Annotated in this window: 18 protein-coding genes and 1 tRNA gene; 7 read left to right on the forward strand and 12 right to left on the reverse strand. The window is 67.3% G+C overall.

Annotation, left to right across the window (positions count from 1 at the left end; all coding sequences use genetic code 11):
* Nucleotides 1–48: 48 nt before the first annotated feature.
* The 11 genes from C563_RS0100775 to argS form a co-directional block, all read right to left on the reverse strand.
* Complete coding sequence (locus tag C563_RS0100775) at nt 49–1,011, reverse strand: glycosyltransferase (protein ID WP_018760127.1); 963 nt, start codon at nt 1,009–1,011, stop codon at nt 49–51.
* 6 nt (nt 1,012–1,017) lie between these two features.
* Nucleotides 1,018–1,929 carry a glycosyltransferase gene (locus C563_RS0100780; protein WP_018760128.1) on the reverse strand — a complete coding sequence of 304 codons (912 nt, stop codon included), beginning with the start codon at nt 1,927–1,929 and terminating at the stop codon, nt 1,018–1,020.
* 1 nt (nt 1,930) lies between these two features.
* Nucleotides 1,931–2,683, reverse strand: a complete 753-nt coding sequence (locus C563_RS0100785) for an L-threonylcarbamoyladenylate synthase (protein ID WP_018760129.1) — start codon at nt 2,681–2,683, stop codon at nt 1,931–1,933.
* A complete protein-coding gene (gene prmC / locus C563_RS0100790) occupies nt 2,680–3,579 on the reverse strand; it encodes a peptide chain release factor N(5)-glutamine methyltransferase (protein ID WP_018760130.1) in 900 nt (299 codons plus the stop codon). Before prmC ends, C563_RS0100785 begins: the two co-directional genes overlap by 4 nt.
* A gap of 13 nt (nt 3,580–3,592) precedes the next feature.
* The gene (gene prfA, locus C563_RS0100795) at nt 3,593–4,666 is read right to left on the reverse strand and encodes a peptide chain release factor 1 (protein ID WP_018760131.1); all 1,074 of its coding nucleotides are present in this window, start codon (nt 4,664–4,666) and stop codon (nt 3,593–3,595) included.
* Between the two features lie 301 nt (nt 4,667–4,967).
* Nucleotides 4,968–7,106: a transcription termination factor Rho gene (gene rho / locus C563_RS0100800; protein ID WP_018760132.1), complete on the reverse strand. Its 2,139-nt coding sequence runs from the start codon at nt 7,104–7,106 to the stop codon at nt 4,968–4,970.
* A 297-nt stretch (nt 7,107–7,403) separates the two neighbouring features.
* Nucleotides 7,404–8,378, reverse strand: a complete 975-nt coding sequence (gene thrB / locus C563_RS0100805) for a homoserine kinase (protein WP_018760133.1) — start codon at nt 8,376–8,378, stop codon at nt 7,404–7,406.
* A gap of 2 nt (nt 8,379–8,380) precedes the next feature.
* A complete protein-coding gene (gene thrC / locus C563_RS0100810) occupies nt 8,381–9,487 on the reverse strand; it encodes a threonine synthase (RefSeq protein ID WP_018760134.1) in 1,107 nt (368 codons plus the stop codon).
* Nucleotides 9,488–10,804: a homoserine dehydrogenase gene (locus tag C563_RS0100815; RefSeq protein ID WP_018760135.1), complete on the reverse strand. Its 1,317-nt coding sequence runs from the start codon at nt 10,802–10,804 to the stop codon at nt 9,488–9,490.
* Entirely contained in the window at nt 10,805–12,283 is a 1,479-nt protein-coding gene (gene lysA / locus C563_RS0100820) for a diaminopimelate decarboxylase (protein ID WP_018760136.1), read from the reverse strand.
* Nucleotides 12,280–13,944: an arginine--tRNA ligase gene (gene argS, locus C563_RS0100825; RefSeq protein WP_018760137.1), complete on the reverse strand. Its 1,665-nt coding sequence runs from the start codon at nt 13,942–13,944 to the stop codon at nt 12,280–12,282. The genes lysA and argS overlap by 4 nt, the downstream gene beginning before the upstream one ends.
* Before the next feature lie 143 nt (nt 13,945–14,087).
* Between argS and C563_RS0100830 the strand changes: the two genes are divergently transcribed.
* From C563_RS0100830 to C563_RS0100845, 4 genes are all read left to right on the forward strand, one after another.
* A complete protein-coding gene (locus C563_RS0100830) occupies nt 14,088–14,609 on the forward strand; it encodes an FMN-binding protein (RefSeq protein WP_231369808.1) in 522 nt (173 codons plus the stop codon).
* A 3-nt stretch (nt 14,610–14,612) separates the two neighbouring features.
* On the forward strand, nt 14,613–15,485 hold the full coding sequence (locus C563_RS0100835) for an FAD:protein FMN transferase (protein WP_018760139.1): 873 nt from the start codon (nt 14,613–14,615) through the stop codon (nt 15,483–15,485).
* On the forward strand, nt 15,482–17,068 hold the full coding sequence (locus C563_RS0100840; RefSeq protein WP_018760140.1) for a ferredoxin--NADP reductase: 1,587 nt from the start codon (nt 15,482–15,484) through the stop codon (nt 17,066–17,068). Before C563_RS0100835 ends, C563_RS0100840 begins: the two co-directional genes overlap by 4 nt.
* Before the next feature lie 111 nt (nt 17,069–17,179).
* A tRNA-Arg gene (locus C563_RS0100845) sits at nt 17,180–17,255 on the forward strand.
* A 53-nt stretch (nt 17,256–17,308) separates the two neighbouring features.
* On the opposite strand, the gene C563_RS0100850 is transcribed toward C563_RS0100845, so the two are convergent.
* On the reverse strand, nt 17,309–18,259 hold the full coding sequence (locus tag C563_RS0100850; protein ID WP_018760141.1) for a cation diffusion facilitator family transporter: 951 nt from the start codon (nt 18,257–18,259) through the stop codon (nt 17,309–17,311).
* 127 nt (nt 18,260–18,386) lie between these two features.
* On the opposite strand from C563_RS0100850, the gene C563_RS0100855 reads away from it, so the two are divergent.
* The 3 genes from C563_RS0100855 (at nt 18,387) to hrpA (ending at nt 23,889) form a co-directional block, all read left to right on the forward strand.
* Nucleotides 18,387–19,439, forward strand: coding sequence for a M4 family metallopeptidase (locus tag C563_RS0100855; protein ID WP_018760142.1), 1,053 nt, complete (start codon nt 18,387–18,389; stop codon nt 19,437–19,439).
* A 60-nt stretch (nt 19,440–19,499) separates the two neighbouring features.
* Nucleotides 19,500–19,838 carry a protealysin inhibitor emfourin gene (locus tag C563_RS0100860; protein WP_018760143.1) on the forward strand — a complete coding sequence of 113 codons (339 nt, stop codon included), beginning with the start codon at nt 19,500–19,502 and terminating at the stop codon, nt 19,836–19,838.
* A 64-nt stretch (nt 19,839–19,902) separates the two neighbouring features.
* Nucleotides 19,903–23,889, forward strand: coding sequence for an ATP-dependent RNA helicase HrpA (gene hrpA, locus C563_RS0100865; RefSeq protein ID WP_018760144.1), 3,987 nt, complete (start codon nt 19,903–19,905; stop codon nt 23,887–23,889).
* The last annotated feature ends 27 nt before the right edge of the window (nt 23,890–23,916 follow it).

Consider the following 23,916-nt stretch of genomic DNA (forward strand, 5'->3'; position numbering starts at 1 on the left):
ATGCCCCGCCGCAAAAACCGTCGGACGGCGTCGGGACCTAGAACGATACTAATCTCTTCGGCTTCCACTTCCCGGATGCGCGGGCAGTGGAGGCATGGGTTTCCATCCGGTGTCCGAGAGGATCGTGCGTGATTCGCGCCATCCGCGCCACAGTGCGCCGGAGCCCTTGAGGGTGCGTTCCACCAGGACCAGGCGGGCTATTTCCTTGAGGAAAGTCAGCGCCGTCCCGGCAGCGAAACCGGCCCTGTTGTACTTGCCGTACGCCTTCAGGTAGTGCGCCACGTGTCCCCGGTTGCGCATCACGTAGCGCCGGCTAAGGTCGGAGGAATCGTTAAGGTGGCGCAGTCCCAAGTCCACCTGCCGCTGGGCACGGACCTTCTTGATGACGAAGGCGTTGACGTACACCACCGGCGTCCGCTGTGCCGCGAGCCAGCCGTAGATGAGGTCGTCCCAGGTGATGAAGAACCGCGGGTCCGGAAGGCCAATCTCACGGGCCACGGAGGCCTTGACCAGCATGCCCTCAAAATTCCCCACGTTGGTGCGGAACACGTCCGAATGCTTGAACACGTCCCGGGACACCGGCAGGAAAACGCCCAGCGATTCCACGAAATGGTGCTGCCAGAAGAAGGGATTGCCGTTGGCGTCGTACCGGCGGCCGATCATGCATGAATACTCCGGCGTGAATTTCTCCAGGGCGTCCACGGCGCCGGGAAGGACCTCGACGTCGTCGTCCATCAGCCACAGCCACTCGGCACCCGACTCGAGCGCGAGTTGGACGCCGTGGGAAAACCCGCCGGCGCCGCCCACGTTCCGGTCCAGCTTCTCGTACCGGATCGGCGGCCCACCGGCAGACATCGCCTGCGCCACGACGTCGGCGGTGTGGTCGGTGCTCGCGTTATCCACCACCAGGACCTGTGCGGGAGCGCTGCCCGGACCGGTGAAGGAGCGGAGCAGGTTGCGCAGGAACTCGGCACGGTTGAACGTGACGACGACGGCGTACAGCTTGTCCACGGCGGCCTAGCTCCCGGCGGACATCAGTTCCGCGGGCGAACCGAAGCCCTTGCCGCGGAAGCCGGTGGAGTAGGCGCCGAACCAGTGCGCGAGGCCCTTGAAGTCACCGGTCTTCAGGAAGTAGTACGGGAAACCGACGATGTCGGCGCTGAACCAGCGCAGGTTGCGGTATTTCCGGGTCAGGTAGCCGCGGTTGCGGAAGTAGCAGTAGCGCTTGAAGTCGCCCTCCGGGATGACGGGGGTGATGAAGCCGCCGAACACCGGCTTCATCTCGGTCCAGGTGGCGGGGTGCTGCACGGCCACGGTGGCCAGGGTGCCGTATTTCAGGCCTGCCTTTTTCACCCGGGACAGGAAGTCCACCTCATCCCCGCGGATGAAGAATTTCACATCGGGAATGCCGATCTTGTAGAAGACCTCGGTCCGGACCAGCGCGCCGTTGAAGAAGTGCACCATGTCCGGGAGGTAGCCCATGGGAGCGAGCCGGGACCTGTCGTTGGTCAGCAGGCCGTTGATGCGGAAATTGAAGGAGAGCCGGTTGGGGTCTGCGGTGGCGGCAACCAGCGGGCTGATGATGTCCAGCTGATGCTCGTCGGCGCTGCGGAGCAGTTCGGCCAGGCAGCTGGCGTCCTCCGGGTGGCCGTCGTCGTCCATCATCCAGATCCAGTCCGCGCCGCTGGCCATGGCGGCAAGGATGGCGTAGGCGAACCCGCCGGCGCCGCCGAGGTTGGCTTCGGAGCGCAGGTAGTTGATGTTGTCAGCGCCCATGGCGTTGACGACGTCGGTGGCCGGGACGGTACCGGAGTCCACCAGGGCGATGGAATGGATGGGAGCGGTTTGGGCGGCCAGGCCTTGCAGGAGCAGGGCCAGCTCCTCGTGGCGGTCGAAGGTGACGGCGGCTACGGCGACTTTGGGCTGCATGTCAGTCTTCCGGAGCGGCGTCGGGGTTGCCCGCAACACTGGCGTCCGGTGCACCGGCGTTGTCGGCGTGCGGTTCTTCCTCTGCCATCGGGATTTCTCCGAGCCCCAGGACACCGGGGACGTGCTCGCGCAACCGGTCGAGGCTGACCGCCCCGTTGCGGACCACGCGGAGGACGGGGCCGGTGGCGTCCACGATGGTTGACGGGACGCCGGCGTCACCTTCCAGTGGACGCGGGCCGCCTTCCAGGTACACCTCGACGGAGTCGGCCAGCTGTTCGCGCGCCGCTGCCGCCGTTTGCGCCGGTGCCTGGCCGGTGCGGTTGGCAGAGGAGACGGCGAGCGGGCCCGTCAGGGTCAGCAGCTCCAGGGCTACCTCGTCAGCAGGCATGCGCAGCGCCACGGTTCCCTTGGTCTCGCCGAGGTCCCAGTCGAGCGAGGGCTGGGCGTGCAGGATCAGGGTGAGGCCGCCGGGCCAAAAGGCTTCGGCGAGCTTGCGCGCGTCAGCTGACACGTCCGTGGCCAAGCCGTCCAGTGCGTTGATACGCGGAATCAGGACCGGCGGCGGCATGGTCCTGCTCCGGCCCTTTGATACCAGCAGCATGGTGACAGCATGCGGCGAGAATGCGTCCGCGCCGATCCCGTAGACGGTGTCCGTGGGCAGAACCACGCACTTCTTTTCGCTGATGGCACGCTGGGCGTGTTCCAGGCCCTGTGCCCGCTCGTCGTCGATGGTGCAGTTGTAGGTTGTGGTCACTGGCCCATTCTTTCATTCCGTGTGGCCTGGTCCGCGAGCACGGCGCTGGTGGCGCGCTCCTTGCCGTTGAGGTCCAGGTGCGTACTGATGCTTGTCCAGGCGCCGGTCCGGTCGAGCATGGCGGCAATCCAGCCTGCCTGGACTTCAGCGTGTTCCATGACGAAGTAGCCCCCGGGACGCAGGAGCCGGGCAGCCGAGGCCGCTGCCGCCGTCGGGAGTTCCATGCCGTCCGCTCCCCCGCCGTACAACGCCTCGGGCGGGTCATGCAAGGCCACTTCGGGTTCATTGGGGGTGGCGGCGGCCGGGATGTACGGCGGGTTGGAGATCACGACGTCGACTGTTCCGTTGAGTTCCGGCAGCGCGTTGCGCAGGTCCCCCAGGACGAGGTTGACGCCGAGGGGCGCCAGGTTCTTCGCCGCCCAGGCGTGCGCAAACGGGCTGAACTCTACCGCGTGCACGTCGGCACCGGGCACCTCGTGCGCGACGGAGCCGGCGATGGCGCCCGAGCCGGTGCCCAGGTCCACGATCCGGGGCGCCTGCATGCCCTTGACGTGGTCGATGGCCAGCTGGACCACGGATTCGGTTTCCGGCCGGGGAATGAACACGCCGGGACCGACCGCCAGCTCAAGGTAGCGGAAGTGCGCCACCCCGGTGATGTGCTGCAACGGAATGCGGCGGACGCGTTCAGCCACCAGCTCGGCATAGCCCGCGGGCGCAGCCGTATCGCCGAGCATCAGGGCGCGGAGGCGTCCCAGCCCGACATTGAGGAGGTGGTCCGCCAGCAACTCCGCGTCGGCCCGGGGGCTGGGGACACCGGCCTCGGCCAGGCGTTCCGCGGCCTCTCGTACGGCTGCGGCCAGGGACTGGGCAGGGGCCGTCTCGGTGGGCTCACTCATGGTTGGCTTCCGGTCAGTCACCGATGGCGTCCAGCCGCGCCTGCTCGTCCATCTCGATGGCGGACTGGATGACCGGTTCGAGGTCGCCGTTCATCACCTGGTCCAGGTTGTACGCCTTGTAGCCGGTGCGGTGATCCGCGATCCGGTTTTCCGGGTAGTTGTAGGTGCGGATGCGCTCGGAGCGGTCCATGGTGCGGATCTGCGACTTGCGCTGGGCCGAGTTCTCGGCGTCGATCTGCTCCTGCTGGTGCGCCAGGATGCGCGCCCGGAGCACGCGCATGCCGGCTTCGCGGTTCTGCAGCTGGGACTTCTCGTTCTGCATGGCCACCACGATGCCGGTGGGAAGGTGCGTAATGCGGACGGCCGAGTCCGTGGTGTTGACGGACTGGCCGCCGGGACCGGAGGAACGGTAGACGTCGATCTTGAGGTCGTTCTGGTTGATCTCGAGCTCTTCGGGCTCATCGACCTCAGGCAGGACCAGGACGCCGGCAGCGGAGGTGTGGATGCGGCCCTGGGATTCGGTCACGGGCACGCGTTGGACGCGGTGCACGCCGCCTTCGAATTTGAGCCGGGCGTAGACGCCTTCGGCGGGGTCGTTGGAGTTCCCCTTGACCGCTACCTGGACGTCCTTGTAGCCGCCAAGGTCGGATTCCGTGGCGGAGATGATTTCGGTCTTCCAGCCGCGGGATTCGGCGTACCGGGTGTACATGCGCAGCAGGTCGCCGGCGAACAGGGCGGCCTCATCGCCGCCTTCGCCGCCCTTGACTTCAAGGATCACGTTGCGGGCGTCGTCGGGATCGCGCGGAATGAGGAGGCGCCGCAGCTTGGCGGCAGCGGTCTCGAGCGAGGCTTCCAGTTCCGGCACCTCGGCAGCGAATTCGGGGTCCTCGGCAGCCATTTCCTTGGCAGCGGCGAGATCGTCCCTGAGCCCCTCCCACCGGTGGTAGGCCTCCACGATGCCATTAAGCTGAGCCGACCGCCGCCCCAGCTTCCGGGCAAGCCGCTGGTCAGCATAAACAGCCGGATCCCCCAGCTGCGCCTGGATAGCGTCATGCTCATCAAGCAGGCCCTGTACGGACTCAAACATATTTCAAAACCTTTCGTTCTGCGACCCAGTTTAATCAGGTGCAGGGATCCGGTCCCAACAGCAGCCCGGGCAAATGGTGAGCCGTGCACCCGACGCGCGGGTTTTCCGCCCCGGGAGTGGCCCGTAAGGGCCGGGCCGAGGGACCCGACGCGAGCTTGCGAGCGTTGGGAAGGCCCCTGCCCGCTGTCGGAGCGTTGCAGTTGACGTACGCAGTACGTCAACTGCAACGCGAAGGGGCGGGGGCGGAACATCCGCGCGGCACCCACCGCACGAACGCACCAGCGCCCGCCCCTAAACTCAGCTACTTGTCGTTATCGGACTTCGCACCAAGCGTCGTTTTCTGGACCTGCATGAGGAACTCAACGTTGCTCTGGGTTTCCCGGATCTTGTTGGTGAGCAGTTCAAGGCTCTGCTGGGTTTCGAGTCCGGAGAGGACGCGGCGCAGCTTCCACATGATCTTGACTTCTTCGGGCGAGAGCAGGTTCTCCTCGCGCCGCGTGCCGGAGGCGTTCACGTCAACGGCGGGGAAGATGCGCTTGTCGGCCAGCTGGCGGGACAGGCGCAGTTCCATGTTGCCGGTGCCCTTGAACTCTTCGAAGATGACCTCGTCCATCTTGGAGCCGGTCTCGACGAGCGCGGTGGCCAGGATGGTGAGCGAGCCGCCGTTTTCGATGTTGCGGGCGGCACCGAAGAAGCGCTTGGGCGGGTAGAGGGCGGCAGAGTCGACGCCACCGGACAGGATGCGGCCGGAGGCCGGTGCTGCCAGGTTGTAGGCGCGGCCCAGGCGGGTCATGGAGTCCAGGAGGACCACCACGTCCATGCCCATTTCTACGAGGCGCTTGGCGCGTTCGATGGAGAGTTCGGCCACGGTGGTGTGGTCGTCGGCGGGACGGTCGAAGGTGGAGGCGATAACCTCGCCCTTGACGGTGCGCTGCATGTCCGTCACTTCTTCAGGACGTTCGTCAACGAGCACCATCATGAGGTGGACCTCAGGGTTGTTGGTGGTGATGGCGTTGGCGATGGACTGCAGGATGAGCGTCTTTCCGGCCTTGGGCGGGGAGACGATCAGGCCGCGCTGGCCCTTACCGATCGGGGCCACGAGGTCGATGACGCGGGGACCGATCTTCTTGGGGTCGGTCTCGAGGCGCAGTCGCTCGGACGGGTAGAGCGGCACCAGCTTGGCGAACTCGACGCGGTCCTTGAGTTCTTCGGCGGTCTTGCCGTTGACGGAGGTGACGCGGACCAGGGCGTTGAACTTCTGGCGGTTGGACTGCTGGTTGCGGTCTTCGCCTTCGCGGGGGGCGCGGATTGCGCCGACGACGGCGTCACCCTTGCGCAGGTTGTACTTCTTGACCTGGGCGAGTGAGACGTAGACGTCGTTGGGGCCGGGCAGGTAGCCGGACGTGCGGATGAACGCGTAGTTCTCCAGGACGTCCAGGATGCCGGCGACCGGAAGCAGGACGTCGTCCTCGGTGACCTCGACGTCGTCGACGTCGGGTCCCTGGTTGCGCCCGCGGCGGCGGTCGTTGCGGTCACGGAAGCGGTCGTTGCGCGAGTTGTCGCGGTCCTGGCCGCCGGAGCGGTCGTTGCGGTCATTCCGGTCCCGGCGGTTCCGGCGGTTCCGGCGGCTGCCGCCGTCGGTGTCGTCGTTGTCGCGGTTGTTGTCGCGGTTGCCGTCACGCTGGCCGGCGTCGCGGCTGCCTGCGTTGTCCCGGCCGCCGTCGGAATCCCGGGCGGTGGTGTCGCGGCCGCCGCGGGTGCGGCCGCCGTCACGGCGCTCGGTGCGCTGGCCGGCGTCGCCGGACTCGGCTGCGGGGGTTTCGGTGCGCTGCTCGCCTGCGCGCTGTTCCGTGGCCGGCTGCTCTGCCGGGGCTTCCACCGGAGCCTCCTGGACGGAGGCTGCAGCGGCCTCGCTGCGGCGGCGGTTGCGGGTGCGGGGCTGGCGGCGCTCCGAGGCACCTTCCGTGCCCTCGGTGGCTTCTGCGGACACCGCAGACGGCGCTTCGGCGGCCGGTGCAGCAGCGGTCTCGACGACGGGAGCCGCGGCTGCCGGGGCAACCACACCGTCACTGACCGCGCGGCGGCTGCGGCCGCGGCCACGGGCGCGGCTGCCTTCTGCGGCGGGGGCCTCGGCGGCGTGGGCTTCCGTAGCCGCCGGGGCGGCTGCTGCGGCCGGGGCCTCGACGCTCTCCGGTGCCTTGACGGTTGCCTTGGCAGGAGCCTTGGCGGTGAGGGTTCCGGCACGGTGGGCGGAAATGGCCGAGACCAGGTCCCCCTTGCGCATGCGGGAGCCGCCGGAGATGCCGAGCTGGCTGGCCAGGGCCTGCAGCTGGGCGAGCTTGAGGCCTGCAAGGCCGCTGCTCTTGGCGGGCGCAGCCGATGATTCGGCAGCAGAAGATGTGTGGTCCACAGCTGGTGACAGCTCAGTGGTTTCGGTCACGAAGGATCCTTCCCCCTCGACGGCGTCCAGACGAGGAGCTGGACGCGATGATTTGATCTGGGCCGCAGTTCAGATCTGCAGCCGGGATTTTTCGGCCTTGCCGGTTGGATTTCGGCCAGCAGGGCCGGATACTGATTCACCTTGCGCTGCACTCTTGGAGCAACGCCGGGCTGACGGTTCAGGGGCAGTTGGATGCTGCACTTTCCTGCGACAGACCAAGCAGGCGGCACCGGAATACATTCACAGTCGGTAGATCAAAACAGCAACTGAATGCACGAGCAGATCAGATAGGCGGAATTACCGCCGGTGCATGTCCACCTTAGCACCTTCAACGTCCACTGCGAGCTTCAGTACGCGCCAGCCAATATCCGGCGTGTTGTTTGCGGTGAAGGACTCGATGAAGGCCAGGGCATCCCCTGCCTGGGCCCCGCCGTTTGCCAGCACCAGGACGGTGGGACCGGCGCCGGAGACAACCGCGGCGTAGCCGGCTTTGCGCAGGGCGCCGATCAGCGCCGCACTGGGCCGCATGGCCTCTGCGCGGTAGCTCTGGTGCAGGTAGTCTTCGGTGCCCGGCAACAGGAATTCGGGTTTTTGGGTGAGCGCGTGGATCAGCAGTGCTGCACGGCCGGAATTCATCGCGGCGGCGTGGTGTCCCACGGACGCCGGGAGCAGGGCCCGCGCGGCCTCCGTGGAGAGTTCGAAGTCCGGTACGGCGACGATGGGAATGACGTCCCCGGCCACGGTGGCACTGGTGCTGCTGTACTGCTCACTGTCCTGCCATGACAGCGCCAGTCCGCCGAATATGGCGGGTGCGACGTTGTCCGGATGGCCTTCCAGTTCGCTGGTGAGCTGGAGGATCCAGTCCTTTCCGCGCCGGCTGCCGGCAGGCACCATGGCGTTGGCGGCAGTGACGGCGGCCACCACGGCAGAGGCGGAGGACCCGAGCCCGCGGCCGTGCGGGTTGACGTTCTCGGCGGTTACCTTCAGGCCGCCGTGGCGGTAACCCAGCCGCTCGAACGCCGCATCCATGGCGCGGATGACCAGGTGGCTGGCATCGCGGGGCAGCGTGTCGGCGCCCTCGCCGCGGAGCTCGAACAGGAGTTCGTCGGTGTCCAGGCTTTCCACGGTGAGGGTGTCGTGCAGGGCCAGGGCAAGCCCCAGGCTGTCGTACCCGGGGCCCAGGTTGGCCGACGTCGCGGGGACGCGCACGGTGACCCTCTGGCCGGGCTCAATGAGGTGCAGCCCGACGGCGGCCTGCGAGGTGGCGTCCAAGGCTACTTTTCTTCCAGTCCCAGCTCAGCGGCTACGGTGACGACGTCGTTGGGCACCTTGACCGGCTGCACGTCGCTGCCGTCCTCGGTGCGGAGGGCCCACTGCGGGTCCTTGAGGCCGTGCCCGGTGACGGTGATGACGATGGTCTTCCCGCCGGGGACTTCGCCTGCGGCGTGCTTCTTGAGCAGGCCCGCCACGCCGGCTGCGGAGCCGGGCTCGACGAAGACGCCTTCCTTGGCGGACAGCCAGCGGTGGGCGTGCAGGATTTCCTCGTCCGTCACGGCGTCGATGAGGCCGCCGGACTCGTCGCGTGCGCCGACGGCACCGTCCCAGGATGCGGGGTTGCCGATGCGGATGGCAGTGGCGATGGTGTCCGGCTCGGTGATCGGGTGTCCGGCGACGAAGGGTGCGGCTCCGGCGGCCTGGAAGCCCCACATGGCAGGCGTCTTGGTGGAGACGGCGGGCAGCGTCCCGGCGGTCTCCGACTCAAACGGTGCGGAGTACTCCTTGTAGCCCTTCCAGTAGGCGGTGATGTTGCCGGCGTTGCCCACTGGCAGGACGTGGATGTCCGGGGCGTCGCCCAGGGCGTCCACCACTTCGAAGGCGCCGGTCTTCTGGCCCTGGATGCGGGCAGGGTTGACGGAGTTGACCAGGAAGACAGGGTAGGACTCCCCCAGCTTGCGGGCGATGTCCAGGCAGTTGTCGAAGTTGCCGTCTACCTGCAGCAAGGTGGCGCCGTGCGCGATGGCCTGGCTGAGCTTGCCCATGGAGATCTTGCCTTCGGGCACCAGGACGGCGCACTTAAGCCCGGCGGCGGTGGCGTAGGCGGCAGCGGAAGCCGAAGTGTTGCCGGTGGAGGCGCACACCACGGCCTTGGCGCCGGAAGCCACTGCGGCCGTCATGGCCATGGTCATGCCGCGGTCCTTGAAGGATCCGGTGGGGTTCATCCCCTCCACCTTCAGGTAGACCTGGGAGCCGGTGAGTTCGGAGAGCTTCTGCGCGTGCACCAGCGGGGTGCCGCCCTCGCCCAGGGTGATGACCCTGGTGGACTCCGTCACGGGCAGACGGTCAGCGTATTCGCGGATGACGCCGCGCCATTGGTGAGCCACTTAGACTCCTTCTACCCGCAGAACGGATGTAACTGAATTGATGACGTCCAGGCCCTTCACAGCCTCGACGGTGGCTGCGAGGGCAGCCTCTGACGCGCGGTGGGTGACGATCCGCAGCTCGGCCGACTCCACGTTGGATTCGGCGTCGCGGTGGATGGTTTGCCGCATGATTTCGATGGATACGCCGTGCTCGGCAAAGAGCTGGGCGATCCGGGCCAGCACGCCTGGCTGGTCCGCGACGTCCAGCCCGATGTAGTAGCTGGTGGTCGCTGCCTCGATGGGCAGCGCCGGGACGTGGCCGGTGGTGGTCTCGGTGCGCTGCGGTCCGCCCAGGACCAGTCGCCGTGCAGCGGAAACGAGGTCTCCCATCACGGCGGACGCGGTGGGCGTACCGCCGGCGCCCTGGCCGTAGAACATCAGCTCGCCGGCGTTTTCGGCCTCGATGAAGACGGCGTTGAAGGCGCCGCGGACGGCCGCCAGCGGATGCTCGCGCGGCAACAGGGTGGGGTGGACGCGGACGGACACGCCTTCCTTGCCGTCCGCACCGGTCAGTTTCTCCGCGATGGCCAGGAGCTTGATGACGAAGCCGGCGTCTTTGGCCGCGGCGATATCCGAGGCTGTGACGGCGGAAATGCCTTCACAGTGGACGTTCTCCAGGGCAAACCGGGTGTGGAACGACAGGGACGCCAGGATGGCGGCCTTCGCCGCGGCGTCGTGCCCTTCGACGTCGGCGGTGGGGTCCGCTTCGGCGTAGCCGAGGCGCTGGGCTTCGGCGAGGGCGTCCGCGAACTGGGCGCCGGTGCTGTCCATCTGGTCGAGGATGAAGTTTGTGGTGCCGTTGACGATACCCAGCACCCGGGTGATCCGGTCGCCGGAGAGGCTGTCGCGGATGGGTCGGAGGATCGGGATGGCTCCGGCGACGGCGGCTTCGTAGGAGAGCTGGACGCCGGCTTTGTCTGCCTCTTCGTAGAGCGTGGGACCATCCTGCGCCAGGAGTGCCTTGTTGCCGGTCACCACGCAGGCACCGTTCTGCAGCGCGGACAGGATCAGCGTACGCGCCGGTTCGATGCCGCCCATCAGTTCAATCACCAGGTCCGCGTCCTTGACCAGGGTCCCGGCGTCGGTGGTGAAGAGTTCCTGGGGCAGTTCGACGTCGCGGTGGCCGTTGACGTTGCGCACGGCGATCCCGCTGAGCTGGAGTCGGGCCCCGGCACGGGCGGCAAGGGCATCGGCGTCCTCAAGCAGGATCCGCGCAACCTGGGCCCCAACGTTGCCACAGCCCAGCAGGGCCACTTTCAGGGTTCGCATTTCCGTCATTCAGGCTCCCATGTCGCGGTTCAAAAGATCTTCTTCGGTTTCCCCGCGGACAATCAGCCGGGCAGATCCGTCGCGCACCGCGACAACGCCCGGCCGGGCCAGATAGTTGTAGTTGCTCGAGAGGGCCCAGCAGTAGGCGCCGGTCCCCGGTACGGCAAGCAGATCACCGGCTGCCACGTCCCCGGGCAGATATACATCTCTAACAACTATGTCGCCGCTCTCGCAATGTTTGCCCACCACGCGGGACAACTGCGGGGCCGCGCCGGAGGTGCGGGAGGCCAGGACAGCCGAATAATCCGCGTCGTACAGCACCGGACGGGCGTTATCGCTCATGCCGCCGTCCACCGAAACATACCGGCGCGGATACGTAACGTTGTTGCCGGCGTCACCGCGGGCCCCGGAGGGAGCGTCCACGCGAACGGTCTTGAGCGTACCCACCTCGTACAGGGTGAAGGTGGTGCTGCCCACGATGGCGCGTCCGGGTTCGATCGAGATCCGCGGCGCGTCGATGCCCAGCTCGGCGCAGGTTGAACGCACGACGGCGGCCATCGCCGTCGCGATCTCCGCTGCGGGGCGGGGGGTGTCCACCGGCGTGTAGGCGATCCCGTAACCGCCCCCGAGGTCGAGTTCCGGCATGGTGATGGAGTATTTCCCCTGCATGGCCGCCAGGAAGCGCAGCAGTTTTTCGGCAGCCAGCGCGAAGCCATCGGGTTCGAAGATCTGCGACCCGATGTGGCAGTGCAGGCCCAGCAACTCGATGCCGGGGTGGGCTGACGCCGCGGCAACTGCTTCTTCGGCTGCGGAGACGCCTGCTTCCGCGGTGGTGTCCGCTGCCATCGAGAGGCCGAACTTCTGGTCCTCGTGCGCGGTGGCGATGAACTCGTGCGTGTGGGCGTGCACGCCGGGCGTCAGCCGAAGCATGACCTTGGCCTGTTCGCCGCGGGCCTGCGCGATGGCCCCGACGCGGACCAGCTCGTCAAGGCTGTCCACCACGATGCGGCCGAGCTTCATGTCCAGCGCGCGGTGGATCTCGGCATCGGATTTATTGTTGCCGTGCAGTGCCACCCGTTCGCCGGGAATACCGGCGCGTGCCGCGACCGCCAGTTCTCCGCCCGATGCGGTATCCAGGCGCAGCCCTTCCTCCTCGACCCACTTCACCACTGCGGTGCACAGGAAGGACTTCCCTGCGTAGTAGACGTCCACGCCGCCGCAAATATCGGCAAAGGCGGCGTCGAAAGAGTCCTTGAAGGCCCGGGCGCGGGAACGGAAATCGGCCTCGTCCATGACGAACAGCGGCGTCCCGAACTGCTCCTTCAGGGCGTGGACGTCCACTCCGCCCACGGTGAGGGCGCCGGCGCCGTTCCGGACCACGCTGCCGGCCCACATGGGCTGGTGGAGCGCGTTCAGGTCGGCCGGGACCTGCAGCCAATCGGGGGCCAGCGGGGATGCGGTGCTTGAGGATACCGTCACGGTGCTCACATCCGTTCGGGCGCCGAAACGCCCAACAGGTCAAGTCCGTTGGCAAGCACCTGGCTGGTGGCGTCGTTGAGCCACAGCCGCGTGCGGTTGAGGTCGGTGACCGGTTCGTCACCCATGGGCGCAATCCGGCACGCGTCATACCACCGGTGGTAGGCCCCGGCGATGGCTTCGAGGTGCCGTGCCACGCGGTGCGGTTCACGCAGTTCCGCGGCCTTGGCCACGATGGACGGGTAGCTGCCCAGGTAGGAGAGCAGTTCGTTTTCCGTGGCGTGGTCCAGCAGCGAGGCCTCGAAGCTGTCGCGGCCGTCCACTTGGCGTTCCACGCCGGCGGCCACCGCATTGCGCGCGGCGCCGCGGGAACGGGCGTGGGCGTACTGGACGTAGAACACCGGGTTCTCGTTGCTGTGCTTCTTGAGCAGCTCGGGGTCCAGGGTCAGCGGGGAATCGGCCGGGAACCGGGCCAGCGAGTAGCGGACCGCGTCCTTGCCCAGCCACTCGATCAGGTCCTTGAGTTCGATGATGTTGCCCGCGCGCTTGGACAGCTTGGCTCCGTTGACGGAGACCAGCTGGCCGATCAGGACCTCGATGTTCACCTCGGGGTCATCACCGGCAGCGGCGGCGATGGCCTTCAGCCGGTTGATGTAACCGTGGTGGTCGGCGCCGAGCAGGTAGATCTTCTCGGTGAAGCCGCGGTCCTTCTTGGACAGGTAGTAGGCGGCGTCGGCGGCGAAGTAGGTGGGCTCGCCGTTGGCGCGGACCATCACCCGGTCCTTGTCGTCGCCAAAGTCCGTGGTCCGCAGCCAGACCGCACCGCCGTCGTCGAACACATGTCCCTGTTCGCGCAGGCGTGCCACGGCACTCTCGATCGCTCCGGCGTCGTGCAGCTCCTGCTCGGAGAAGAAGACGTCGAACTCGACGCCGAAGTCCGCCAGCGTGGCTTTGATGTCCTTCATCTGGGCTTCGTAGGCCGCGGCGCGGATGACGGGCAGCGCGGCGACCTCGGTGAGCTCGCGGATGTCCGGGTGCGCGGTGAGGACCTCGTGGCCGAGATCGGCGATGTACTGCCCGGGGTAGCCACCGTCGGGCACCGGGAGGCCATGCAGCCGGTTGTAGACGGAGTGCGCAAAGGTGTTCATCTGCGACCCGGCATCGTTGATGTAGTACTCGGCCGTGACATCGGCCCCGGAAGCCCGCAGCACGCGCGCGATGGCATCCCCGAGCGCTGCCCAGCGGGTGTGGCCGATGTGCAGCGGCCCGGTGGGATTCGCGGAGACGAACTCCATGTTGACGGTGTGCCCGGCGAGCGCGGTGTTGGTGCCGTAGCTCCGGCCTGCTTCGACAATGGCCTTGGCCAGGGCACCGGCTGCCGCGGCGTCAACGGTGATGTTCAGGAAGCCCGGGCCAGCGATGTCCACCGCGGAAACACCATTGATGGACTTCAGCCGGGTACTGAGGATGGCAGCGAATTCACGCGGGTTGGTCCCCGCCGGCTTGGCGAGCTGGAGGGCGATGTTGGTGGCCCAGTCGCCGTGGTCCCTGTTCTTGGGTCGCTCCACGCGCACCTCAGCAGGAATTGCTGATTCCGCAAGGGCGATTTCGCCGGCGGCGACGGCGTCCTTGAGGCAGGCGGATATGGCGAGGGAAAGTTCTTCGGGAGTCACCCCCCTAGCCTACCGGGGGCCAGTGACAGCAAAGAATTTAACGCCGGCCGGAGCCCCCGCGTGAACCTTTCGGGCAGATCCGGCGTTGTCCAGAGCGTAGCCACTGCCGCACGGCATGACCTCCGAGTGAAACGAGAGCCTTCATGAGACCCTCCACCCGCACAAGCCCGTCCGTACCCGCAAGCCCGCCGGCAGCGGGCGGCGCCCTCCGCCGGACCCTCTACGCCGGAATCGCCGGCTTGTCACTGGCCGGAACCGTGGCGGGCTGCGCACCCTCGGCGGCCGAAGCCCCGCCGGCAACCAACGGCGCCGCCGGAAACAGCTCCGCCGCGGCATCGGGCGGCTCCACCGCATTGGCCGGCAGCGGTGGCAGCTACAAGGACGGCACCTACAGCGCGGACGGCAACTACGTTTCCCCCAACGGCACGGAAACGGTCGGCGTGCAGTTGACCCTGGCCGCGGGAAAAGTCACCGACGTGCAGATCACCCAGCACCCGTCCAACCCGAATACCCGCAAGTTCCAGGGCGAGTTCGCCGGCGGCATCGCGGCGCAGGTGGTGGGCAAGAACCTCGACGAACTCAATGTGTCCAAGGTCGCCGGCTCGTCCCTGACCAGCGGAGGCTTCAACCAGGCCGTGGGCAAGATCAAGTCGGAGGCGCAGTAGGCGGTGTCCGGAACGGACTGGGAGGGCTTTGCGTTCCAGGGGATCGGCACCGACTGGGAGATCTCCACTCCCCTGCCCTTGACGGCGGCGCTGCGGGAGAGCCTCCTGGACCGCATTGAAGGGTTCGACGCCGCGTGGTCCAGGTTCAGGGCCGACTCGCTGGTGGCGGCGATGGCACGCGCACCGGGGCGCTATCGGTTTCCCGAGGAGGCCGCAGCGCTCGGCCCGCTGTATTCCACACTGTACGGTTTGACCGGTGGCGCCATGACGCCGCTGATCGGCGGCAGCCTGGAACGGCTGGGTTACGATCCCGCCTACTCGCTCCGGCCGGCAGGTCCGCCACTCCCCGCGCCCGCCTGGGAGTCGGTCCTCAGCTGGTCCGGGACCAGCCTGACGGCCAGCGAGCCGGTGGTGCTGGACATCGGCGCCGCCGGCAAGGGTTTGTTGGTGGACCTGCTGGCCGCCGAACTGGAAGGCGCCGGCGCCGGATCCTTCATCATTGATGCCAGCGGCGACCTGCTGGTCCGCGGCCCGGACCCCGTCAGTGTTGCCCTCGAACACCCCTACAACCCGGCCCAGGCCATCGGCGTCGTGGAGCTGGCCGGGCGGGCCCTGTGTGCTTCCGCGGCCAACCGGCGTGCCTGGGGCGACGGACTGCACCACGTGCTCGACGGAACAACCGGACAGCCGGTCCGGACCGCCGTCGCCACCTGGGCACTGGCGGACACCGCGGTGCTGGCCGATGCTCTGGCGACGGCGCTTTTCTTCGTTCCGGGCGGCACGCTTGAGGATGAGTTCGAGTTTTCCTGGCTGACCGTTTTTTCCGACGGCAGCGCAGCCTATTCAGCCGCCTTCGAAGGGACACTGTTCGCATGAAGCCCGTGGAAACACCGCAAGCAGGCCCGCTTCCCTCCCTGGCCGGCCGGGTGGGTTCTGCCGTGGGCAAGCTCACCATGTACCGGCTGATCCTGCTGGTCCTGGCCGCCCTTGCGGCCTACAGCCTGCTGCTCGACGTGCTGGGCTGGTTGACGTTCGGCATTCCGGAGATGCTGGCGCACCTGGCCCTGTGCCTGGGACTGACCTACGCCACCAACCGTGGACTGGCAGCGGTCTTCCGGGTGAACCCCCATTCGGAGTCTTCGCTGATCACGGGGCTCCTCTTGTACTTCCTGTTCTGGCCGTCCCTGCAACCGATGGATCTCGCAGGGGTGGCGCTGGCGTGCGTGCTGGCGTCGGCGTCGAAATATGCCTTGGCATGGCGGGGGCGGCACATCTTCAATCCCGCCGCGGCAGGTGCCTTCGTCACCGGGCTCACCGGGATGAACATCGCCACCTGGTGGGCCGCCACCCCCGCCATGCTGTGGCTGGTGGTTCCCGGCGTGCTGCTGGTCCTGTACCGGACCCGCAAGGTGCTGATGGCATCGGTGTTCACCGTGGTGGCCACCGCCATCATCACCGGTGAACTGCTCCGTGCGGGCATGACCGCCGGCATGGGCATTTACCAGGCCCTGGCCCAGCGGCCTGTGCTGTTCTTCGTGGGATTCATGCTCACCGAACCCTTGACCCTGCCTCCGCGGCGTTGGCAGCAACTGTCCCTGGCCGCCGTGGTGGGGATCCTGTTTGCCGTCCCCTACAACCTGGGAACTTTTGCGAATTCGCCGGAAGCGGCCCTCCTGACCGGCAACCTCCTGGCCTTCCTGGCGGGCCAGCGCGGCGCGGTGAAGCTGCGGCTCGCCGGCACCCGGCCGCTAACTCCCAGCACTACGGAGTTCTCATTTGTTCCGTCCCGGCCGGTCCGGTTCGTGCCCGGGCAATACATGGAACTGGATCTTCCGCATGGGAAGCGTGACAGCAAGGGGCGGCGCCGGGTGTTCAGCCTGACGGGTTCTCCGCGCGACCGGTTAGTCCGGTTCGGGGTGCGGACCGCCGGGCCGCTGTCCGGGGCCAAGAAGGCGTTGTTGGACCTGCGCCCGGGCGATGAAGTCACGGCTACGTCCGTGGGCGGCGATTTCGTCCTTCCCCGCGACCCCCACAGGCCCGTGCTCCTGGTCGCGGCGGGCATCGGTATCACCCCGTTCGTATCGCATCTGTCCGCCGGAGGACTGCGGGACCGGGATGCCGTGCTCCTGCTGCTGGCCCGGAGCGCGGACGAGGTGGCGTATGCGGACGAACTCCGCAACTCGGGCGTCAGGGTCCTGGTGCGGGTGGCCGATGGTTCCGGGCCGCCGTCGGGACTGGCTCCGGCGTTCCCCGGGCCTGAAGGTGCCGCTTCGGACGGTGCCGGCGCCCACACACCGGGCCACAGGCTGGACGCAGGGATGCTGACCGCGCTGGTCCCGGATATCGCGGGCCGGGAGGTCTATGTGTCCGGGTCCCCGGCGAGCGTTGCCGCGCTGCGCCGCGAAGCCCGCCGGGCGGGGGCGCGCCGCGTCCACACCGACTCCTTTTCGGGCTACTGAACAGGCACCGCGGCCGGCCCCAAGCGTGCCGCCAAGGACGGTTTTCCCTTGCGGGCCACCTTCCTGCTAAGCTCTAGGACGTCCCGCCGGCAACGGCAGGAAATCCGGATTGCCCTCGTAGCTCAGGGGATAGAGCGTCTGCCTCCGGAGCAGAAGGTCGTAGGTTCGAATCCTATCGAGGGCACCACAGGAAAACCCCGCCGCTTCACTGAAGCGGCGGGGTTTTTGGTTTTCGCCGCATTAGAAACTCAGTGCGGCCTCATCCGGTGTGGCCAGCGTCAGCACGGCTTCCTCGACCGTTTCGTGGTCCTCCAGTTCGCGCTCGATCCGGCGCAGGGCCACCGCCACTTCGTGCTCAGGGTGGTCGCCCTGCAAGTCCACGGCGGCAACAAGGTACAGCTTCCGGGGCCCGACGAACTCGAGGTGCAGGTACGTGAGCCTGGCGATGTCCTGGTGCTCCAGCATCCGCCGTGCCATGGACCGTTCGATGTCCGGGGTGACGCCTTGGCCCACGAGGAAGCGCCGGTTGCGGTCGATCAGCAGGACGGCGACGACGGCGAGCAGCACCCCCACGACGATCGAACCGACGGCATCGGGCAGCGGCGAGCCGGTGACTTGGTGCAGGAACACGCCGACGAAGGCCACGACGAGTCCGATCAGCGCAGCCGCATCCTCCGCGAACACGGCCCGCAGGGTGGGGTCGGAGCTGATGAGGACCTGCTCCAGGGTGTGCCGTTCCAGCTCGTGGGCCGCCTTGCGGGTTTCCCGGAAGGCCTGGATGAACGAAATCCCCTCAAATACAAGGGCGACGGCCAGGACCACGTACGCGACCATGAAGTCTGCGGCAGGCTCGGGCTGAATAATCTCCTGGATGCCGTGCATGATGGAAACCACCGCGCCGGCGGTGAAAAGCCCAAACGCTGCGAACATCGACCACACGTAGGCTTCCCGCCCGTAGCCCATGGGATGGCCCTTGTCGCGGGGCCGGGCGGACCGCCGCTCCGCGAAGAACAGGAATACCTGGTTTCCGGTGTCCGCCCAGGAATGCGCTGCCTCCGCAGCCATCGAGGCCGATCCGGAGAGGACGGCCGCCACCGATTTGGCCGCCGCCACGAGGATATTGGCCGCGAACGCGATGATGACAGTCAGCAGCGTTGAACTGGACTTGGATCGCTCTTCGGTTTGCGCCATGGGCTTACCGTACCCAACCGCAGGGCTTCCGGGCGCCGGCACGGCCCATCAAGTCCGGGTACCGTGCCTACGGCCGATTGTCAGTGCCCGCTCGTAGTCTGAAAAGACCTAACTGAGGGGGTACGCCATGCATGTTCCGTTCTGTTCCATCGTTCCGCCCTACCTGTTGCGGCGGCTGGCCCGGGAGGCCGCACCGCAATACTCCGCCGCGGCGAGCGCCGCCAGGAAAGCCCTGGGACACGTCGAATCGTTCCAGGCAGCCCGCGCCCAGGGGGTGGCCACCCCAACGGCCGGGTTGCGCCAGGCACCGCCGGAACCGGTGGCCCGCAGCATTTACGACGCCGGAGGTACCGAAACACTGCCTGGCGCCTTGGTCCGCGCGGAAGCTGCCGCTCTGTCCGGCGACGCCGCAGCGGACGAGGCCTATGACGGGCTGGGACATACGCACCGCTTGTATGCCGAGGCCTTTGGACGGGACTCAGTGGACGGCCGCGGAATGAAGCTCGATGCCACGGTGCACTTTGGCAAGCTCTACGACAACGCTTTTTGGAACGGCAGCCAGATGGTCTTTGGTGACGGGGACGGCGAGGTATTCGAACGCTTCACCAAATCCGTCAGTGTCATCGGGCACGAACTTGCCCACGGTGTCACCCAGTACTCTGCCGGGCTCGCCTACCGGAACCAGGCGGGCGCCTTGAACGAATCGCTGTCCGACGTCTTCGGCGCGCTCGTTGAGCAGTTCGTCAGGAAACAGTCGGCTGCCGAGGCAAGCTGGCTGATCGGCGAAGGCCTCTTTACGCCCCAGGTGCAGGGGGCAGCGCTCCGCTCCATGAAAGCGCCCGGAACAGCGTACGACGACGACGTGCTCGGCAAGGATCCGCAGCCGGACTCGATGGATTCCTACGTCCGGACCAGCGCGGACAACGGTGGTCTCCACATCAACTCCGGCATCCCCAACCGCGCCTTCTACCTGGTGGCCAGCGCACTCGGAGGCAACGCTTGGGAGGCGCCGGGCCGGATCTGGTACGAGACACTGACCAACGGCGCGCTGCCGGCTGCGGCCACGTTCACCGTCTTTGCCCGTGCCACGGTGCGCGCGGCCGTGGACCTGTTCGGCGCCGGAACCAAGGAACATGACGCCGTCCGCGGCGCGTGGGAAACTGTGAGGGTCAAGGTTTAGCCACTGTTCCGGCGCGCCGTCCTCCGGCCGCCGGAACGTCCGAAAGCCCGGGGGCCTGCAATGAAGATCAAGGTGGAGCGCAGCGGCGGGCTCGCGGCTGCCACCAGGGTGTGGACCGTCGATGCCCGGACGGACAGCGACCTCAGCCAATGGCAGCCCATTCTTGAGGCTTGCCCGTGGGATACCGTTCCCAGCACCAGGCGGGCGGCGGCCGCCGCCATCGAGTCGCCGCAGCCGGACCGCTTCATCTACGCCATCACTGCCGGCCGGCGCAGGGCGGCCCTTCCGGAACAGGCCCTCACCGGTCCCTGGCGGGTCCTGGTGGACACAGCACGGGCTGCGGCGGAGGAGTCCGATGGCGGCGCACGTGCCGCGGACAGTCCGGAAGAGCCCGCCTGACCGCCGGGCTGCGGGCCGGCCCCTGCCGATCGCTCCGCCACGCAGCAGTAGACTGTCTGCAGCCATGACTTTTCATATTTCCTATCCCGCCGAGCTGCCGGTTTCCGAGCGCCGCGAGGACCTGATGGCAGCGATCGCCGCCAACCAGGTGACCATCATCGCCGGCGAGACCGGCTCCGGAAAAACCACCCAGATCCCCAAGATGTGCCTGGAACTGGGATTGGGCGAGAAGGGCCTGATCGGGCACACGCAGCCCCGCCGGCTGGCCGCGCGCACCGTGGCCGAGCGCATCGCAGAGGAACTGGGCGTGGAGATCGGCCAGGAGGTCGGCTTCCAGGTGCGGTTCACCGGCGAAGTCAGCAAGGACACCAAGGTCAAGCTGATGACCGACGGCATCCTCCTCGCCGAGATCCAGCGGGACAGGCTGCTGCGCAAGTACAGCACCATCATCATTGATGAGGCCCACGAGCGAAGCCTGAACATCGACTTCATCCTGGGCTACCTCAAGCGGGTCCTCCCGCAGCGGCCGGACCTGAAGGTCATCATCACCTCGGCCACCATCGATCCTGAACGGTTTGCCAACCACTTCGGCAGTGCGGACGCACCGGCTCCCATCATCGAAGTCTCCGGCCGCACGTACCCCGTGGAAGTCCGATACCGTCCGTTGTCGCAGCCGAAATCCGATGAGGACGACGCCTCGGACGACGAACTTGAGGAAGACCGCGATCCCCTGGATGCTGTCTGCGACGCCGTCGACGAACTCGCGGCGGAGGCTCCCGGGGACATCCTGGTGTTCTTTTCCGGGGAGCGTGAAATCCGTGACGCAGCGGAGGCGCTGCAGCCACGCATCCAGGCCAACCGCAGGCTGGCCAACACCGAGATCCTCCCCCTGTTTGCCCGCCTGAGCCTGCAGGAGCAGCACAAAGTGTTCCACCCGGGCAGCAAGCGCCGGATCATCCTGGCCACCAACGTGGCCGAAACATCGCTGACGGTTCCAGGCATCAAGTACGTGGTGGATACGGGAACTGCCCGTATCTCCCGCTATTCGCACCGCACCAAGGTCCAGCGCCTCCCCATCGAGCGTGTCTCGCAAGCGTCAGCGAACCAGCGCTCCGGCCGGTGCGGACGCGTGTCCGACGGCATCGCCATCCGCCTCTACTCCGAGGAAGACTTCGAGTCCCGGCCGAAGTTCACGGATCCGGAGATCCTGCGGACCAACCTCGCCGCCGTGATCCTGCAAATGACGGCCATGGGCGTGGCCAAGAGCCCCAAGGACGTTGAGGACTTCCCGTTCGTCGAGCCCCCGGAGACGCGGGCCATCAACGACGGCGTCACCCTCCTGCGCGAACTCGGCGCACTGGCCCCGGCCAGGCCGCAGCACGCATCCGGCACCCCGGAGGCCGGCACCAAGGGCGGGGCCAGGGGCAGCGGCCTCACCGCCGTCGGGCAAAAACTCGCCCAGCTGCCGGTGGACCCCCGCCTCGGCCGGATGATCGTGGAAGCCGGGAAACGCGGCTGTGTCCGCGAAGTCATGGTCCTGGCCGCCGCCCTCACCATCCAGGACCCGCGGGAGCGGCCCACGGACAAACAGCAGCTGGCAGCGGAAAAGCACAACCGCTTCCGCGATGAGAATTCCGACTTCACCGGCTTCCTGAACCTCTGGAACTACCTGCAGGAGAAGCAGCAGGAGCTGTCCTCGTCGGCGTTCCGCCGCCTGTGCCGCGCCGAGTTCATCAACTACCTTCGGGTCCGTGAATGGCAGGACCTCTTTGCCCAGCTGCGCCAGCTCGCCCGGCCGCTGGGCATCACCCTGGACAACAAGCGCCTCACGGATCCGGTGGGCAACCATGACGGCATCCACATCAGCCTGCTCTCCGGGCTCCTGAGCCACATCGGAATCCTGGACGAACGCAAACGCGAGTACGCCGGCGCCCGCGGCAGCCGGTTCGCCATTTTCCCGGGCTCAGCGCTGTTCAAGAAGTCCCCCACGTTCGTGATGGCGGCGGAGCTGGTGGAGACCAGCCGGCTGTGGGCCAGGGTGGCAGCGAAGTTCGATCCGGTCTGGGCAGAGCAGGTGGCGCCGGACCTGGTGAAGCGCAGCTACAGCGAACCGCATTGGTCCACCAAGCAGGGTGCCGTCATGGCGTACGAAAAGGTCACCCTTTACGGCGTGCCCATCATCGCCCAGCGGCGGATCAACTACGGCCGCGTTGACCCGGTGGTGGCCAGGGAGCTGTTCATCCGGCACGCACTGGTGGAGGGCGACTGGCGCACCCACCACAAGTTCTTCCACCGCAACCGGGCACTGCTGCATGAGGTCGAGGAACTCGAGGCGCGCATGCGGCGCCGGGACCTGATGGTGGACGATGAGACGCTGTTCGATTTCTATGACGCCCGGATCGGCGCCGACGTGGTGTCCGAGCGCCATTTCGACAAATGGTGGAAGGACGCCCGGCGCGATAACCCGGACCTCTTGGACTACGACAAGTCGCTGCTGCTCAGCGACGATGCCGAGGACCTGGACGAGTCCGCCTATCCGAAGACCTGGCTGCACAAGGGCTTCGAACTCCCGTTGACGTACGAGTTCCATCCGGTGGCCCCGGGCGGATTGCCCGACCCCTCCGACGGTGTCACGGCCGAGGTGCCTGTCCTGTTCTTGAACCAGCTCGACGATGCTCCCTTCCGCTGGCTCATCCCAGGCCAGCGGGTGGAGCTGGTGACTGCCCTGATCAAGTCGCTGCCCAAGCAGGTCCGGAAGAATTTTGTTCCGGCCCCTGACGTTGCCCGCCAGGCGGTGGCGCTCCTCGAAGCGGACTTCGACCCCGCCACGGATGAGCTGGAGCCGTCGCTGGAGCTGGCACTGCGGCGCCTCCGCGGCGCGGTCATCCCGCCCGGCTCCTGGAACTGGGATTCCGTGCCAACGCACCTGCGCGTCAGCTTCAAGGTGGTGGACAGCAAGGGCAAGGTCCTCGGCGAGGGCAAGGACCTTGCCGCCTTGCAGGAGCAGCTGGCACCGGCAACGCGGCGTGCCATTGCCGAATCGCTCGGCGCCACTCCCGCGACCACAGCGCCAGGCGGTACAGGCCCTGCGCAGCGCCGGGGCGGCAAGGCGTCCGACGACGGCCCGGCGGCCCGGCAGCAGGCCCCAGGAGTGCCGGGGCAGCACGCCGCGGCCGGGTTCGTGGAGCAGGACGGCTTGACGGAGTGGAGTTTCGGCGCGATCGAGCGCCAGGTCAGCAGCATGGTCAAAGGCCACACCGTCACCGGCTATCCGGCGCTCGTGGACCAGGGCCAGTCTGTTTCCCTCCGCGTCTTCCAAACCCCGGAGGAACAGCTCGAGGCGATGCGCGGCGGCGTCATCAGGCTGCTGGCTCTGCGCGTTCCAGCCCCGGACCGCTACGTCCTGGAGCACCTGAGCAACACGGAGAAGCTCACCTTCAGCCAGAACCCGCACGGTTCGGTCTCGGCCCTGATCGCTGACTGCGCGCTGGCGGCCATCGACAAGCTCACGCCGGTGGACCTGCCATGGGACCGCACGGCCTTCGATTCACTGTATGAGGTGGTCCGCGCCGAACTGATCGATACGGTGTTTACCGTGACCGCGGTGGTCGAACGCATCCTGGCGAGCACCCGCCGGATTGAAAAACAGCTCAAAGGCACTACCAGCCTGGCCTTGATCAGCGCGTTGAACGACGTCAGGAGCCAGCTGGAACAGCTGGTCTACCCGGGTTTTGTAGCACGCACGGGTTACGCCCAGCTGAGCCAGCTGCCGCGGTACCTGGCCGCAATCGAAAAGCGGCTGGAGCGGCTGCCGGGGAACGTCCAGCGCGACGCCGTCAATATGGCCGTGATCCAGCGGCTCGAAGACGACTACGACGACGCCGTCTCGGCGCTGCTGCCCGGCCGCCGCGCCGGCCGGGAGTTAACCCAGGTGCGCTGGATGCTCGAGGAGCTTCGGGTGAGCCTGTTCGCCGTCGAGCTGGGAACCGCGTATTCGGTGTCCGAGAAACGCATCCGCGTGGTGCTCAACAAGGCGCTCGCACCGGCCTGACGACGCCCGTCCAGAGAAGAGGAACTC

It is taken from the genome of Arthrobacter sp. 135MFCol5.1, assembly GCF_000374865.1.
Taxonomy (GTDB): domain Bacteria; phylum Actinomycetota; class Actinomycetes; order Actinomycetales; family Micrococcaceae; genus Arthrobacter.

What these genes read in the sequence shown, in the direction of transcription:
- C563_RS0100830 (WP_231369808.1), top strand. Translation starts at nt 14,088, where the DNA reads ATGAGACCCTCCACCCGCACAAGCCCGTCCGTACCCGCAAGCCCGCCG.
- prfA (WP_018760131.1), bottom strand. Translation starts at nt 4,666, where the DNA reads ATGTTTGAGTCCGTACAGGGCCTGCTTGATGAGCATGACGCTATCCAG.
- C563_RS0100840 (WP_018760140.1), top strand. Translation starts at nt 15,482, where the DNA reads ATGAAGCCCGTGGAAACACCGCAAGCAGGCCCGCTTCCCTCCCTGGCC.
- C563_RS0100780 (WP_018760128.1), bottom strand. Translation starts at nt 1,929, where the DNA reads ATGCAGCCCAAAGTCGCCGTAGCCGCCGTCACCTTCGACCGCCACGAG.
- C563_RS0100815 (WP_018760135.1), bottom strand. Translation starts at nt 10,804, where the DNA reads ATGACGGAAATGCGAACCCTGAAAGTGGCCCTGCTGGGCTGTGGCAAC.
- C563_RS0100860 (WP_018760143.1), top strand. Translation starts at nt 19,500, where the DNA reads ATGAAGATCAAGGTGGAGCGCAGCGGCGGGCTCGCGGCTGCCACCAGG.
- C563_RS0100850 (WP_018760141.1), bottom strand. Translation starts at nt 18,259, where the DNA reads ATGGCGCAAACCGAAGAGCGATCCAAGTCCAGTTCAACGCTGCTGACT.
- hrpA (WP_018760144.1), top strand. Translation starts at nt 19,903, where the DNA reads ATGACTTTTCATATTTCCTATCCCGCCGAGCTGCCGGTTTCCGAGCGC.
- prmC (WP_018760130.1), bottom strand. Translation starts at nt 3,579, where the DNA reads ATGAGTGAGCCCACCGAGACGGCCCCTGCCCAGTCCCTGGCCGCAGCC.
- C563_RS0100855 (WP_018760142.1), top strand. Translation starts at nt 18,387, where the DNA reads ATGCATGTTCCGTTCTGTTCCATCGTTCCGCCCTACCTGTTGCGGCGG.